Raw genomic sequence first — 15,355 nt, 5'->3', positions numbered from 1 at the left:
CCTTAGTAAAGTCGTACTGCCTTAGAACTTCTGCATCGTGACATCTAGCAGCAAATAGGATACCAGCGCTTTCTCATGGACCGGGATGCCACAATGAAACAGTGTATTAAACACCAACATCCTCACTCCAAAACCGCTTTAATTCTCCCCTTATTCCCTCACTATTGCAAACTTTATAATCCTCCCATTCCCTTGGGAACACATTCTGACACTGTCGTTCCATAAAGCGGTCATCCAGTAATACAATGACGCCTCTGTCCTGATCCGTGCGGATTACTCTGCCTGCTGACTGCAGTACTTTATTCATTCCCGGATAGAGATAGGCATAATCAAATCCATTCAACCCCTGATTGTCAAAATAGTATTTTAAAAGTTCTCTCTCCAGGCACACCTGCGGAAGCCCAGTTCCTATAATCATCGCCCCTATCAGTTTATCTTCTGTCAGGTCAATTCCTTCGGAAAAGATACCTCCCATTACACAAAAGCCGATCAGACTATGGTCTTTCACTATTTCAAATCTTTCCAGAAATTCTTCTCTTTCCTGTTCTGTCATATACTGGGATTGTACGAGTACTTCTATCTCCCCGGTAACATATCCTCCTGTTGTATCTGTCTTCGTCCATCCGTTGGACATTGATTCCTTTTCCTGTACATCGCTTTGATTACAGAATTCTTCGTATACGTCCTCCATGAACCGGTAAGATGGAAAGAAAGCAATATAATTTCCACTTTTTGCCATTGTTATCTTCCGGATATAGGATGCATATTTCTGATACATTTCAGGTCCCCGTCTTGTATATTTTGTACTGACATCATTTCCCAGCAGAAGGAGTCTTTTCTTCTGCTCAAACGGCGACTCTGCATAGATGGCATAGTCATCTTTCGCGGTTGATAAAAGCCTCTTATAATAATTAATCGGAAGAAATGTAGCAGAAAACAGTATCGTGCTATTTCCCTTTCCCATATATTCCTGCAGACATGCTGCCGGATTGACGCAAAAGAGATGAATATAAAAATCCCCCGCTTCATTTAACTCGGAATAGATCAGGTAATTCCCATCCAGACGTTCATGGATATACAGAAAATTCCGGATCGTAAAATAAAATTCCAGCACTTCTTTTCTGACATTCTCATCCTTGCAATCTTCCAGATAATCCTCAAGCTCCGTCATAAGTGTCAGAAGCTTCACATAAATGTGTGATACGCTGTTTAAAATCTGGCATCCGTCACACTCTCTTTTTAACGCAAGCAGAATCTTATTGCAGCTTTCAAGGGAAGACTCAAGTTTTGGTTCTCCGGCCTTTACCAGTCTTTTTATTTTCAGGAAATCTTCTTTACAGATACTGGTGCTGTACATCGTTCTTCCACGTTCTACCAGATTATGTGCCTCATCAATCAAAAACAGATACTCACCCTTTACACCATCTCCGAAGAAACGTTTCAAATGTGCATTCGGATCAAATACATAATTATAATCGCAGATGACAGCATCTACCCACTGTGATACATCCAAAGCCATTTCAAACGGGCAGACCTTCCATTTTTCTGCCTGTGCTTCCAGTATCTCTCTGCTCATATGGTCTGTTGTAGTGATCAGTTCATAGACCGCATCATTTACCCTGTCAAAATGTCCTTTTGCATATGGACATGCATCCGGATTACAAACCACCTCATCACAAAAACATATTTTTTCTTTTGCTGTCAGTGTAATTTCTTTCATACGCAGATTCTGCTCCCGGAGTGTTTCAAATGCCTGGCTTGCAACCGTTCTTGTAATCGTCTTCGCTGTCAGATAGAAGATTTTTTCTCCCAGTTCTTCTCCTACAGCTTTTACCGCCGGAAATACTGTTGCCATCGTTTTTCCCACACCGGTCGGTGCCTGGATGAAAAGTTTTTTCTTTCTGAGAATGGTCCGGTACACGGACGCTACCAGGTTTCGCTGTCCTTCCCGGTAATCAAATGGAAATTCTATAGACTTAATGGATGCATTTCTCTTTTTTCTCCATTCCATCTGATAGCGAGCCCATTTTTCATATTCCGATACCAGTTCTTTGAACCATATTTTCAATTCTTCCTTTGTATATAACTGCTGAAAACGCTTGATTTCTTCCGTATCCAGGTTACAATATGTCATCTGAACACCAATCTCGTCCAGATCTTTTTGTTCCGCATAGATATAAGCATAACACTTTGCCTGTGCGAGATGTAAAAGCTGTGGTTCTTCCAGACGTTTCAAATCCTTAAATACACCTTTGATCTCATCGACCACAACTCTTTTGGGTAATTCTATGATTCCATCTGCTCTTCCTTCCACCGACAATACAAAATCCTCACACGGTACTTCATATTTTAATGCAACTTCTGCACGGTATTCCGCTCCCATCTGACGCTGGATCTTTCTATGTATCCTGCTCCCCTGCTGCATGGCATCTTTATCTGCCCCGCCTGTCCGGTTGTCAATATCCCCATGCCTTAATATGAATTCTACCAGATTCCGCACTGATATGCGGATACACGACTGTTCCAGATTCATGCCGCATCCTCCTGTCTTCTTTTTTATCTTCTTTCGCTATTTTCAGCCACAATCACCTGCCGGCCTTCCAGTTCGTGCTCTTCAGACCGGATCGATCACTAATACTTCTATTTACTGTCTTTGCCGCAGAATCTCCTCATACATCGGCTGAATTGCTCCTGTCATCCCTGCGATTACATCAATCACGGTCACGATATCTTTTTCCCTGTTTTTCTGATATGCATGATAGCTCCCCTGGATACAAAAACTTAACATCACGTTCAGTGTGGTATGCTCTGCAAGATCCGGGTATTTTTCAAAGATCATCTGTTTAATACTGCACTCGATGCTGTCCGCAAAATGATTCGCCTGACTTCCCGAGAACAGAATCGCCGTCAGAGAATTCTGAGACACATATGCCATCAGAAGTTCTTTTGCAAATTCTGCCGGATGTTCCAGCAGGTATTCCGGATGCTGTATACTTTTTGCAATAGACTCTACAACTTCTGCCTCCATTGCATCTGACAGATCATAGATATCTTTGTAATGTGCATAAAACGTTGACTTATTAATCCTGGCGCTTTCACATAATTCCTTCACCGTAATCTTTTCCAGTGCTTTCTTTGACCGCAATTCAATGAATGCATTTTTAATTCCCCGTTCCGTTTTTTCAATTCTCAGATCCATGTACATTTCCTCTTTTTATCCGACTTTTTCCGCAATCCGTCGTTTATCCATCCATTCGTTGATTTTGTTGGTGGATTGCGTATCCCTTTTTACTTATAATAGCATTATAAATCACAAAAACAACTACTGTCCATTATCTTTTAGCAGATAGTTGATTATTTTATGTTACTGTTCACAGATGGGGATCTTCCAAAGTGGCGCGTATAGATTGCAGAAATGATTTTTCAGACACACTCTGGGAACTGTGAACCGTAATATATATTTTTTAGGAGGATATTATGGATTTTTATGGATTTTACACAGGAAAAATGTTTGACGCCTATGAATTTCTCGGCGCGCACCCAGATAAGGACGGAACAACCTTCCGTACCTTTGCACCTGCCGCATCACGTATTACAGTTATTGGGGAATTTAACGACTGGCAGGAATGGGAACTGAACAAATCTTATGATGGGAACTTCTGGGAATGCTATGCAAAGGGAGCAAAACCTGGCATGATGTATAAATACCGCATTTACAGACAGGACGGAGCCTGCGTAGAACACTGCGATCCTTATGGATTCGGAATGGAACTGCGCCCAAACTTTGCTTCTATTATCCGTGACCTGTCCCACTACAAGTTCAAAGACAGCAAATGGATGCAGAAGCGTTCCGTATGTAAAGACAAGCCACTGAACATCTACGAGCTTCATTTTGGATCATTTAAGAAACCTTCCGAAAAGGCAGATGACTGGTATACTTATGTGGAAATGATCGACATCCTTATTCCTTATCTTAAAGAAAATGATTATAACTATATTGAGATCATGCCTCTTAGCGAACATCCATGTGATGAATCCTGGGGATATCAGAACACCGGATTTTTCAGTCCGACAGCCCGCTATGGAACTGCCGAAGATCTGATGAAATTCATCGATGCCTGCCACAAAAATGACATCGGCGTAATCATGGACTTTGTCCCGGTACATTTTGCAATCGATCATTATGCACTTGCTGATTATGACGGCACCGCTCTGTATGAATATCCACACCAGGATGTTGGTGTCAGCGAATGGGGAAGCTGCAACTTTATGCACTCCAGAGGAGAAGTACGAAGCTTTCTGCAGTCCGCTGCCAATTACTGGTTAAGCGTATATCATGTAGACGGAATCCGCATGGATGCGATCAGCCGTATCATCTACTGGCAGGGCGAACCGGCAAGAGGAGTCAACAATAATGCTGTAGACTTCATCCGCGAAATGAACCGTGGTTTAAAATCACTTCATCCGACAGCTATGCTCTCCGCCGAAGACTCCACTTCATTTGAAGGTGTTACAAAACCGGTAGATCAGGGCGGACTTGGTTTTGATTATAAATGGGACATGGGCTGGATGAATGACACATTAGATTATTTCCGTACTGCCCCGGAATACAGAAGTCGTGATTATCATAAGCTTACATTTTCTATGATGTATTATTATAATGATGATTTCCTGCTTCCACTTTCTCATGACGAAGTTGTACATGGAAAGGCAACTATCGCACAGAAAATGAGCGGAGACTATGAAGATAAATTCCCACAGGCACGTGCTTTTTACATGTATATGTATGCACATCCGGGAAAGAAACTTAATTTCATGGGAAATGAGATTGCACAGATAAGAGAATGGGATGAAAAGCGCGAACAGGACTGGGATATCTTAAAATATCCAATCCACGATGCATTCCATCATTTTATGCAGAAATTGAACCATCTGTACATGACCCATCCTGCTTTATCTGCACTGGATTATGAAAATGCCGGATTCCACTGGCTCGACTGTCATCAGGAAGAACGCTGCATCTACGCAATCGAAAGAACCGATGGAAAAGAGCGGATTGCTGCTGTGTTTAACTTTTCTGATGAAGTACAGAAAAAGTATGAACTTCCGGTCGAAGATGCAAAAGAGCTTGAATTGATCCTTACCAGTGATGATGCTGTCTATGGGGGATCTAAGAAGTATACAAAGAAAAAGATAAAAGTTACAGGAGATACCGTATCACTTGATTTGCCGGCATATTCCGCAGCATACTATCTAATTCATTAAATTGGTGTTGAACTAAGTCGCTCCGCGACGACCTAGAAAGGTTGTTGCGGAGCGACTTAGTTCAACACCAATTTACTTTTTCTTCTTCGGCACCACATGTATCGCCCCGCCTTCGAGTTCCTCAAGAGCTTCCCCGATTCCTTCATTGTAAGTCGGATGCGAACGCATTCCTTTTAACATCTGTTCTGCCGTCAGTCCATTTGTAATTGCAGTTACGAATTCCCCGATCATGTCTGTTGCTCTTGCACACATCATCTGGGCTCCCAGGATCTTACCGGTTGATTCTTCTGCCACAACCTTGATAAATCCGCGTTCTTCCTGTGTAATAATAGATTTACCATTGGCACTCATAATAAACTTGCCACATTTTACTGCGATTTTCTTTTCTTTTGCCTGGTCTTCTGTTATTCCTGCGGATGCGATTTCTGGATCTGTGTAGACACACCCCGGAACGATACTCAGATCTATCGACGGTTCTTTTCCGGCGAGCTTTTCGGCTACAACGATTCCCTGCGCACTTGCTGCGTGTGCAAGCTGTGCACCAAAGATCAGATCACCGATTGCATAGACTCCCGGGATACTGGATTCAAAGTTTTCGTTCACCAGCACACGTCCGCGTTCCATATCTGGTTTTACATTTTCTCCGAACAGGCCATCTGTATTCGGACAGCGTCCCACTGCACACAGCACGTACTCTGCTGTTACTTCCTGCTCCTTTTCTTTCTCTATATAATGGCAGGTACAGGTTTCGCCTTCTACCGTTACACCTTGTACTGCCGCAGAAGTATGAATATCTATCCCTCGCTTTTTCAGGATCATCTTCAGATTCTGACTGATCTCTTTATCCATATTCGGTACTAACTTTGGCATTGCTTCCAGGATTGTAATCTTGCATCCAAGGTTCGCGTATACTGTGGCAAATTCCACACTGATCACACCGCCTCCGATGATGATCAGACTCTTTGGAGCTTCTTTCATCGCAAAAAGTGCATCACTGGTCAGGACTCTTTCATTGTCCATTCCCGGGATTGGCAGTATCAGTGGTTTTGAACCACTGGCAAGGATAATATTTTCCCCTTCTATCACATCCACTGTACTCTCTGTTATTGTTAAATCTTCCTTACCTTCCGCTTTCTTCTGAATCCGCACCTTCTTCTCTTCCAGAAGCGTACCTTTTCCATTGTATACATCTACGCCATTTGCCTTCAGAAGCTGCTCGACTCCCTGCACCAGTTTGTCTGTTGTTTCTTCTTTATATGCAACAATTTTTCCGTAATCATATGTTACATCCGAAGCTGATACTCCGAACCGTTCTGCATCCTGCATTTCTCTGTATAACGAAGATGCATGGATCATTGCTTTCGCCGGGATACAACCACGGTTCAGGCAGGTTCCGCCCGCTCTTCGTTCTTCTATAATGGCCGTCTTAAGTCCGAGTTTTGCAGCTTTGATCGCAGCTACATATCCGCCCGGTCCGGCACCGATTACTATAACATCATATTTTCCGCTCATTTCATTTTCCTCCTGTAAAATCTGCATTTTTACAAGGTTTTTATCACATGTTCATTCACCAGTTCCATCTACAGAACCTGCCACTGGCAGCTTCTTCCGAACGCATGGCGATTCAAAATTGCACCTCATCTACAAGCCAGATAATATTGCATCTGCAAAATTATTCCATCTTTATAAATCTGACTCCCTAATCCACGCAATCACATCATTCATCATATGCTCAACGTTCTTATCCTTTGACCAGAATAATCCAAGCTGTACACACATAGTTTCTTTTCGGTATTTGATTCCTTTTAAGAACTTTGGAATTGCCTCTGCCAGTTCAATATTCAGCGCATCGGAATAGACTTCTACATCCTTGATCTTTCCTGCTTCTACCTGAAACTGCATAGTAATCCCGCCCCATGCAAATCTGTGACTCAGCTCGTACTGGAAGTCCAGTTTTCTTCCGTACAGCCATTTCCAGGATGAAAAATGTGCCTTCTTTTCTTCAACCTCATCTGTATCCAGATCTTCCATCTTCTTTTCTTCCGATTTCAGATTATAAACCTCTTCAAAAGATTCGCGAAGTGCCTTCTTTAACTCTTCCAGTGTCAGTTCCGGAAGATATTCCCTCAGATTTGTCACTCTGGATTTCACAGAATCCACACCTTTGGATTTCAACTTATCTTTGGATACGGTCAGATATCTGGACAGTGTTTCCATATTCACATCTACCATGATAGTTCCGTGGTGATAGCAGTGTTTTTCCTGTTCGTAAAATGCATTACCAGAAAATTTCTTTCCATCGATCAGGATGTCATTCCTTCCGGATTTTTCTGCCTTTAGTCCTAGCCGCCCCATTGCATTTATGATTACCTGCAATTGCTTTTCCAGACTGTACTCATCCTTATTTACCAGAAAAGTAAAGTTCAGATTGCCCAGATCATGATAGACTGCCCCGCCTCCGGAAAGTCTTCTTGCGAGATGTCCGTTCTCTTCTTCTAATTTTGTAACTTTACATTCTTTCCATGCGTTCTGGTTACGCCCGATTACAACGGTATTCTGATTCTGCCAGAGATACAAAATACACTCTTTATCCTCACAGTGGAGGAGTAAATACTCCTCCACTGCAAGATTCTTGTATGGGTTCACCTGATTGCTTTCTATATACGTAAGCTTTGTGACCATAATTGTTCCTCTCTTCAATTTTTACCAACACAGGTTTACCCCAAAACCCGTTTATCTCTTCCAGGTATTCTCAGATATGAAACCTGTTAACATTTCTTATCCTGTTAAAACTCGTAACGCAGATGTGGATGTCTTGCCGCATTGACTTCATCCAGCCTTGTAACCGGAGTTGTCACAGGCGCCTGATGTAATTTTTCAGGATCTGTCTCTGCCAGTTCGTATAACTTGCGGAATACTGCGATTGCATCATCCAGCGTCTCTTTCGATTCTGTCTCGGTCGGCTCTACCATCAATGCTTCATCCACGATCAGTGGGAAATACATTGTAGGCGGATGAATACCGTCATCCAGAAGTCCTTTTGCAATATCCATTGCCGAAATGCCTGTCTTCTTTTTCAGACCTGCAAGACTCATAACGAATTCATGCATACAGATTTCGTCATATGCCATCGGATACAAATCTTTTAATTTATTCATCATATAGTTGGCATTCAGTACTGCATTCTGACTTGCCTCCGGAATACCCTCTCTTCCGAGTGTCTTGATATAAGTCAGTGCTTTTACCACTACAAGGAAGTTACCGTAGAAGCTCTTCATCTCACCGATACTATTTTCCGGTTTCTCCAGATGTAATGTCTCTTCTCCTTCTACCAGATATGATGGTAAGAAATCAGACAACATTTCCTTACATCCAACCGGTCCGCTTCCCGGACCGCCGCCACCATGTGGTGTGGAGAATGTCTTATGAAGATTCAGATGGATCACATCAAATCCCATATCTCCAGGGCGTACCGTACCCATGACTGCATTTAAGTTTGCCCCATCATAATAGCAGAGGCCGCCACATTCATGAATGATATCCGTAATCTCCAGAATGTTCTTATCAAAGAGACCGACTGTGTTCGGATTGGTAAGCATCAATCCTGCTACATCATCTCCTGCTGCCTCTCTTAACTTTTCAATATCTACACCTCCATCCGGTGCAGACGGAATACTGACAACCTTATATCCTGCCATTGCCGCACTTGCCGGATTCGTTCCATGTGCAGAATCCGGTACCAGAATCTTTGTTCTCTTCTCATCATTTCTGCTCTCATGATAAGCTTTGATCAGAAGAAGTCCCGTAAATTCTCCGTGCGCTCCTGCTGCCGGCTGTAACGTCATACGATCCATTCCCGTGATCTCACAAAGGGAATTCTCAATCTCCCCGATAACCTCCAGACATCCCTGTACGGTATGCTCCGGCTGTAACGGGTGGATTTCTGTAAATCCTGGCAGTGAAGCCATATCTTCATTGATCTTCGGATTATACTTCATCGTACATGATCCAAGTGGATAGAACCCGTCATTCACTCCATGTGATTTCTTTGCAAGTTCTGTATAATGTCTGCTCAGTTCTCCTTCTGAAAGTTCAGGAAGATGAAGCGGCAATTCTCTTTTATCTTTTTCCTCAGGTAAATAAATCTCTACATCCGATGCCGGTAACAGATCACATCCTCTTCCCGGTCTGCTTTTTTCAAATACTAACATGCCGGCACCTCCTTTAAGATCCGGATCACCTGATCCATCTCTTCTTTTGTATTAACTTCCGTACAGCACCACAGAATATGATGCTCATCCAGTGGATATCCGCCAAGGATTCCCTTGTCTTCAAGTGCTTTTAATATCTGTTCTGCCGGTATTGCAGATTCTGTCACAAATTCATGGAAGAATTCTGCCTTGTTACAGATCTTATATCCTATTTTTTGCAGCTCTTCTGCAAGGTAATGTGCCTTAGAAGTGCAAAGTACCGCAGCCTGTCTGACACCTTCATTTCCCATTGTTGCAAGATAGACTCCGACTGCCAGTGCACAAAGTGCCTGGTTCGAACAGATATTGCTGGATGCTTTTTCTCTCCGGATATGCTGTTCTCTTGCCTGAAGTGTCAATACATATCCGGTCTTTCCGTTATGATCGACTGTCTCACCGACAATTCTTCCAGGAAGCTTTCTCATCATTGCTTCCTTACTTGCCATGAATCCGAGATAAGGACCTCCGAATCCAAGTGAAAGCCCAAGCGGCTGTCCTTCACCAACTGCCACATCTGCTCCATATTCTGCAGGAGTCTTTATCACTCCAAGTGAAATCGGGTTCACACCCATCACATATTTTGCTCCTGCACCGTGTACGATCTCACCGATCTCTTCTGCATCTTCCAGATTACCGTAATAATTCGGATGCTGGATATATACGCATGCAGTCTGTGCATCGATGTGTTCCTTTAAATATTCTTTATCCGTCAGTCCGTCTTTTTCCGGAATAACTTCCAGTTCCATTCCATTTCCAAAGCAGTAGGTCTCTACCACTTCCAGTACATATGGCGGAACCGTTCCTGATATCAACGCTTTATGTTTCTTTCTTTCCTGACACATTGCAACACCTTCTGCCGCTGCAGTTGCACCGTCATATACAGAGGCATTGGATACATCCATTCCGGTCAGATCACAGATCATCGTCTGATATTCGAAGATTGACTGTAAGATTCCCTGACTGATCTCTGCCTGATATGGCGTATATGCCGTCAGCAGATTTTCTTTAGATGTCACATTTTTTACCATGGCCGGGATAAAATGTCTGTAAGCTCCGGCTCCGCGGAAAATTGTCCGAAACACCTGGTTCTTTTCTGCAATCTGTTCCATCTCGCGCCGTACTTCAAACTCTGTCTTTCCTTTCGGAATATTCAGTTCCCCTTTTAGTTTTACTTCTTCCGGAATATGTGCAAATAAGTCCTCAATGGACGAATAGCCGATTTCCTGAAGCATTTTTTTCCGTTCTTCTAACGTATTCGGTACATAGCTTCCCATCGCTTTTTCACCGCCTTTTTCAATGACTTAGGTTTATTCCTGCTCGCTTTCCACAAATGCTTTGTATTCATCTGCAGTTAAAAGTTCTTCCGTTGCTGATACGTCTTTTACTTTGATAAACCATGCTTTATAGGCATCATCATTGACCAGTTCCGGTGCATCTAAGAGTTCTTCGTTGATCTCTGTTACTTCTCCGGTTACCGGTGAATAGACATCTGACACTGCTTTCACAGATTCTACATCACCGAACACTTCGCCTGCTTCTACGGTATCTCCTACTTCCGGAAGGTTAACAAATACCAGATCTCCGAGTTCTGACTGTGCATAATCTGTCAGTCCTACAACTGCTGTATCTCCGTCTAATGCTATCCATTCGTGTGATTTTGAATATTTTAATTCTTCTTTTAAAATCATGATATTTTTCTCCTTTATATCTTTTTATTATATCTTTTTATTTTTCTCTTTTATAAAACGGAAGTGCAACCACCTCTGCTGCCACTCTTCTTCCTCGCACATCTGCCTCTACTGTATCTCCAATTTCTACAGAATCAGCATCAACGAGTGCCATTGCGATTGGATATCCAAGATACGGACAATGTGTTCCACTTGTTGTATGTCCGATTTTCTTATCGCCTACATATACATCCTGATGTTCACGGATGATTCCTCTTCCTGTTACCTTAAGACCGATTCGTTTGATGGATGGAGTCCCCTTCTCCTCTAAAGCTGATTTCCCAATAAAATCATTTTTCGCCATCTTCACTGCGAACTTCAGTCCGGTCTCAAGCGGAGTGATATCATCGTTCATCTCATGTCCATATAATGGCATTGCTGCCTCCATACGGAGTGTGTCTCTTGCACCCAGTCCGCAAGGAACGAGTCCTTCTTCCTTTCCTGCCTCTAACAATGCATCCCACATCTCTTCTGCTTTCTCACTTGCCAGATACAGTTCTACACCATCTTCACCTGTGTATCCTGTCTTGGAAACGATACATGGGATTCCGGCAACTTCAGCATCAAATACTGCGTGATAATATTTCTCCGGAATATTCTCTTCTGCGGTCAGCTTCTTAAGGATCTCCATTGCTTTCGGTCCCTGCAGTGCAAGCTGTGCATACTCGGATGATACATCTTTAAATGTTACTTCGCCAAACTGATGGCGTAACATCCACTGATAATCTTTGTCTTTATTTGCTGCGTTTACAACGACAAAGTAGTGTTCATCAGATTTCTTATATACGATCAGGTCATCTACTGTCCCACCGTGTTCATTACACATCGGACTGTATCTTGCCTGTCCGTCTACCATATTGGTAAAATCATTCGTCAGGATCTGGTTCAGATTCGCCAGTGCATCTTTCCCTTCACATAATACTTCTCCCATATGTGAGACATCGAAAAGTCCTGCCTGTGTACGTACTGCCATATGTTCTTTGATCACACCTGTTCCATACTGTACCGGAAGAAGATATCCCCCAAATTCTACAATCTTTCCACCGGCTTTAACATGTGCATCATAAAGTGGAGTCTTTAATTCCATTGCTAACACCTCCTAGTTGTAAAGTGGATACTTGCCACAGATTTCATTTACTGCTTCACGGATCTCATCTGCTTTTGTATCAAAATCTGTAACCGTCATCTTGATCAGTTTTGCGATGGTCTTCATATCTTCTTCTTTCAGGCCTCTCGTTGTCACTGCCGGTGTTCCGATACGGATTCCGCTTGTCACAAACGGGCTTGCCGGATCGTTCGGCACTGCATTTTTATTAACTGTGATATAGACTTCATCCAGTCTGTTCTGCAGTTCTTTTCCTGTGATATTCATATTCTGCAGATCCACTAACATCAGATGATTGTCTGTTCCGCCACTTACCAGATTGAATCCTTCGTCGATCATTGCCTGTGCAAGTGCTTTCGCATTTTTGATCACCTGCTGCTGATATTCTTTGAATTCCGGTTTTAAAGCTTCTCCGAAACAGATGGCCTTTGCGGCGATAATATGCATCAGCGGTCCTCCCTGTGTTCCTGGGAAAATGGCTTTGTTGATCGCTTTTGCGTATTTCTCTTTACACATGATCATTCCGCCTCTCGGACCTCTGAGTGTCTTATGTGTAGTTGTGGTTACAACATCTGCATATGGAACCGGACTCTGGTGCAGTCCCGCTGCCACAAGTCCTGCGATGTGTGCCATATCTACAAACAGATATGCTCCGACCTCCTTTGCGATATCTTCAAAGATATCAAACCGGATCTCTCTCGGATATGCGGATGCGCCTGCAACGATCATCTTTGGTTTGCATTCCTGTGCGGTCTTACGGATCTCATCATAATCCAGATATCCGTCGTCGTTCACATTGTATGGTACGAAATGATATAAGATTCCGGATAAATTCACCGGTGAACCATGTGTCAGATGTCCGCCGTGTGCAAGATTCAATCCCATAACCGTGTCACCTGGCTCCAGAAGTGCCTGATACACTGCAGTATTGGCATTGGCTCCTGAATGCGGCTGTACACATGCATGTTCACATCCGAACAGTTCTTTTGCTCTTTCGATTGCCAGATTCTCCAGAATGTCTACATCTTCACATCCGCCGTAATATCTCTTTCCCGGATAACCTTCCGCATATTTATTGGTTGGTACAGTTCCCATTGCCAGCATAACTGCCGGACTTACGATATTTTCGGATGCGATCAGCTCCAGATTTCTTCTCTGTCTGCCAAGCTCTAATGAAAGTGCTTCCCCAACTTCTTTGTCACATTCTGTGATGTAGTTTGTTACATCTTCGATTCTGTTCATTTTTGTTTTACCTCCTTCGGAATCTGCCTGCTTTTCATGCCCATTCCCCATTTTAGGCATCAAAAAAGCAGGCAAAAAATACTTTTTTCTCAAAAGTGTTTTTTGTCTGCCTCTGTCCTTTTACCTGAAAGATTACTTCTTCGGTACAATTCTAATTGTTCTCCAGAGCGTCGTCCGAATTCGTTCCTTTTACCTGAGAGTTTCTGCATGCCCCTTCGGCTCCTATGCCGCATAATATCTTTGCTTCATTCTTCACATCTTGCCTGAATGATATGGTTTATTCCATTTATGCACTTTGTACATAGGCATCTCACAAATTCATCTATCAACTATGCAATTAGCATAACAGGTTGTGTTCTTTAAGTCAACAGTAAATCCATAAGTTAATTATTTATCACACTTTATGTACTTTGCACAGCAATACAATCTTATGAATACCTAATATTTCTCATGCTTTATAAATAAACTCATCTATATGTCATACCAACAACTCCATCACCGCTTACGCTTAGAGCAGGGAATGTATCGCCCCGTCTCTTCCCTGATTCGGTGTGATCACATATGGCACATTCTTGGAATCCATCATATTGTGGCTTCCTAAGAATCCGCCAGGTTCATATGGGAACATTGCCGTGTCATACATATTTCCAAGACCGGATACGATCTTCACCTGTATGATCTTGCATCTTCCAGGCTTTGCCACATCCGTGAATTCCTCTCTTGTATATGGCATGTTCTGAAGGTCTTTCAGTACCTTCCGGATATCCTGTACGATCCGGTCGGCCGCCCGGTGTGCTGCCATAATACCTTCTGCTGTTCTGCCTTCGCCTTCTTCAAAGAGAACATCAATGTGCAGAATATAATCCGAAGATGCCGGTGTTCCCGCACGGTCGAGCACGACCTGGTCATGAAAGATTCCCTCCGATGAGCCAATATTAGACGGCTGGAAACCGCTTTTATCTTCCACTCCGGTGATCATGACCGTTACACCGGATAACAGATGCGTTACACCTTCTCCAAGTTCTCCCCGTACTTTACATGCAATCGGAGAATAATCCAGATTCGAATTGACGAACATATCGCATTCTCCCGGTTTCAGGATTTCAACCTTCATGTCCTTAATTCTGGACTCCTGCATGATCAGGGACTGTTCCATCCCTTTACGGATTGTCAGAACACCCTGTTCAATCTTTGTAGCATCGCCAAATTTTACTTCCCTGATCTGGAATGTTTTCCTTGTAAGTCGTCTGAGCGTTCTCGTCTCTGCTCCTGCGTTCTCATCTCCCGGCACATATTTTCCGGCTTTTCTGAGTTTATTCTTAAGCAGTGCCACTGCTTTCATAGCATCATATTCCGTCAGATTATTATCTCCTACCACACACGACTCATAACCGGATGTATTTTTATTAAAGTCTACTACACAGTCTACATAATTATTCGTACACACCAGTCTTCCCTGCTGCCCGATATAGCTAAGGCCTACACTTGGGATTCCACGGATTCCGAGCTGTTCGATCACATTTACAAAATCCACGTGATGATTGCCCCATCCGTCAATTGCAACAATTGCTCCGTCCGCCCGCATGATCTGTGCCAGATCACCGACTCTTTTTGCTGTATAGATCTTGTCATCACATACTTCCGATACCCCGTCTACGATGATTCCCGTATATTCCAGATCTTCTGCTTTCGTAAGTTCTGCTGTTACCGGACATCTGTAGTGGTGTAATGTTGTCATCTTGATACTTGGTCCTAATCCCATAAAA

General features: G+C 43.0%; 11 protein-coding genes and 1 riboswitch. Of the genes, 1 reads left to right on the top strand and 10 read right to left on the bottom strand.

The window, feature by feature from the left end; translation table 11 throughout:
• Positions 1-106: 106 nt before the first annotated feature.
• Positions 107-2,533, bottom strand: a complete 2,427-nt coding sequence (locus tag ACWJAF_RS11500) for an ATP-dependent DNA helicase (protein ID WP_448864081.1) — start codon at positions 2,531-2,533, stop codon at positions 107-109.
• Between the two features lie 111 nt (positions 2,534-2,644).
• Complete coding sequence (locus ACWJAF_RS11495; RefSeq protein WP_448864079.1) at positions 2,645-3,199, bottom strand: TetR/AcrR family transcriptional regulator; 555 nt, start codon at positions 3,197-3,199, stop codon at positions 2,645-2,647.
• Between the two features lie 278 nt (positions 3,200-3,477).
• Here ACWJAF_RS11495 and glgB point away from each other — a divergent pair, with 278 nt between their 5' ends.
• Entirely contained in the window at positions 3,478-5,265 is a 1,788-nt protein-coding gene (glgB, locus tag ACWJAF_RS11490) for a 1,4-alpha-glucan branching protein GlgB (protein ID WP_448864077.1), read from the top strand.
• 72 nt (positions 5,266-5,337) lie between these two features.
• Here the strand turns inward: glgB and lpdA are convergent, their stop codons facing one another.
• The 8 genes from lpdA to ACWJAF_RS11450 all read right to left on the bottom strand — a co-directional run bounded on the left by lpdA (position 5,338) and on the right by ACWJAF_RS11450 (position 15,351).
• Positions 5,338-6,777, bottom strand: a complete 1,440-nt coding sequence (gene lpdA / locus ACWJAF_RS11485; protein WP_448864075.1) for a dihydrolipoyl dehydrogenase — start codon at positions 6,775-6,777, stop codon at positions 5,338-5,340.
• Positions 6,778-6,948: 171 nt separating this feature from the next.
• Complete coding sequence (locus tag ACWJAF_RS11480; RefSeq protein WP_448864073.1) at positions 6,949-7,947, bottom strand: lipoate--protein ligase; 999 nt, start codon at positions 7,945-7,947, stop codon at positions 6,949-6,951.
• Positions 7,948-8,051: 104 nt separating this feature from the next.
• The gene (gene gcvPB, locus ACWJAF_RS11475; RefSeq protein ID WP_448864071.1) at positions 8,052-9,476 is read right to left on the bottom strand and encodes an aminomethyl-transferring glycine dehydrogenase subunit GcvPB; all 1,425 of its coding nucleotides are present in this window, start codon (positions 9,474-9,476) and stop codon (positions 8,052-8,054) included.
• Positions 9,470-10,789: an aminomethyl-transferring glycine dehydrogenase subunit GcvPA gene (gene gcvPA / locus ACWJAF_RS11470; protein WP_448864069.1), complete on the bottom strand. Its 1,320-nt coding sequence runs from the start codon at positions 10,787-10,789 to the stop codon at positions 9,470-9,472. The genes gcvPB and gcvPA overlap by 7 nt, the downstream gene beginning before the upstream one ends.
• Before the next feature lie 33 nt (positions 10,790-10,822).
• Positions 10,823-11,203, bottom strand: a complete 381-nt coding sequence (gene gcvH, locus ACWJAF_RS11465) for a glycine cleavage system protein GcvH (RefSeq protein WP_448864067.1) — start codon at positions 11,201-11,203, stop codon at positions 10,823-10,825.
• A gap of 37 nt (positions 11,204-11,240) precedes the next feature.
• Entirely contained in the window at positions 11,241-12,329 is a 1,089-nt protein-coding gene (gene gcvT / locus ACWJAF_RS11460) for a glycine cleavage system aminomethyltransferase GcvT (protein ID WP_448864065.1), read from the bottom strand.
• A 12-nt stretch (positions 12,330-12,341) separates the two neighbouring features.
• Positions 12,342-13,589 (bottom strand): serine hydroxymethyltransferase, encoded by a 1,248-nt coding sequence (locus tag ACWJAF_RS11455; RefSeq protein ID WP_296032500.1) that lies wholly within the window; start codon positions 13,587-13,589, stop codon positions 12,342-12,344.
• 102 nt (positions 13,590-13,691) lie between these two features.
• Positions 13,692-13,765, bottom strand: a riboswitch (glycine riboswitch).
• A gap of 332 nt (positions 13,766-14,097) precedes the next feature.
• Entirely contained in the window at positions 14,098-15,351 is a 1,254-nt protein-coding gene (locus ACWJAF_RS11450; RefSeq protein ID WP_448864063.1) for a glycine/sarcosine/betaine reductase component B subunit, read from the bottom strand.
• Positions 15,352-15,355: the final 4 nt, after the last annotated feature.

The organism is Dorea sp., from assembly GCF_977044405.1.
Note: the sequence above shows the minus strand (reverse complement) of the source record. Positions and strands in the feature narration are given on the sequence as shown.

Bases quoted from the DNA above. Each gene is read 5' to 3' on its own strand.
- ACWJAF_RS11495 (WP_448864079.1), bottom strand. From the start codon at position 3,199: ATGGATCTGAGAATTGAAAAAACGGAACGGGGAATTAAAAATGCATTC.
- gcvT (WP_448864065.1), bottom strand. From the start codon at position 12,329: ATGGAATTAAAGACTCCACTTTATGATGCACATGTTAAAGCCGGTGGA.
- ACWJAF_RS11480 (WP_448864073.1), bottom strand. From the start codon at position 7,947: ATGGTCACAAAGCTTACGTATATAGAAAGCAATCAGGTGAACCCATAC.
- ACWJAF_RS11455 (WP_296032500.1), bottom strand. From the start codon at position 13,589: ATGAACAGAATCGAAGATGTAACAAACTACATCACAGAATGTGACAAA.
- glgB (WP_448864077.1), top strand. From the start codon at position 3,478: ATGGATTTTTATGGATTTTACACAGGAAAAATGTTTGACGCCTATGAA.
- lpdA (WP_448864075.1), bottom strand. From the start codon at position 6,777: ATGAGCGGAAAATATGATGTTATAGTAATCGGTGCCGGACCGGGCGGA.
- gcvPA (WP_448864069.1), bottom strand. From the start codon at position 10,789: ATGGGAAGCTATGTACCGAATACGTTAGAAGAACGGAAAAAAATGCTT.
- ACWJAF_RS11500 (WP_448864081.1), bottom strand. From the start codon at position 2,533: ATGAATCTGGAACAGTCGTGTATCCGCATATCAGTGCGGAATCTGGTA.
- gcvH (WP_448864067.1), bottom strand. From the start codon at position 11,203: ATGATTTTAAAAGAAGAATTAAAATATTCAAAATCACACGAATGGATA.
- gcvPB (WP_448864071.1), bottom strand. From the start codon at position 9,476: ATGTTAGTATTTGAAAAAAGCAGACCGGGAAGAGGATGTGATCTGTTA.
- ACWJAF_RS11450 (WP_448864063.1), bottom strand. From the start codon at position 15,351: ATGGGATTAGGACCAAGTATCAAGATGACAACATTACACCACTACAGA.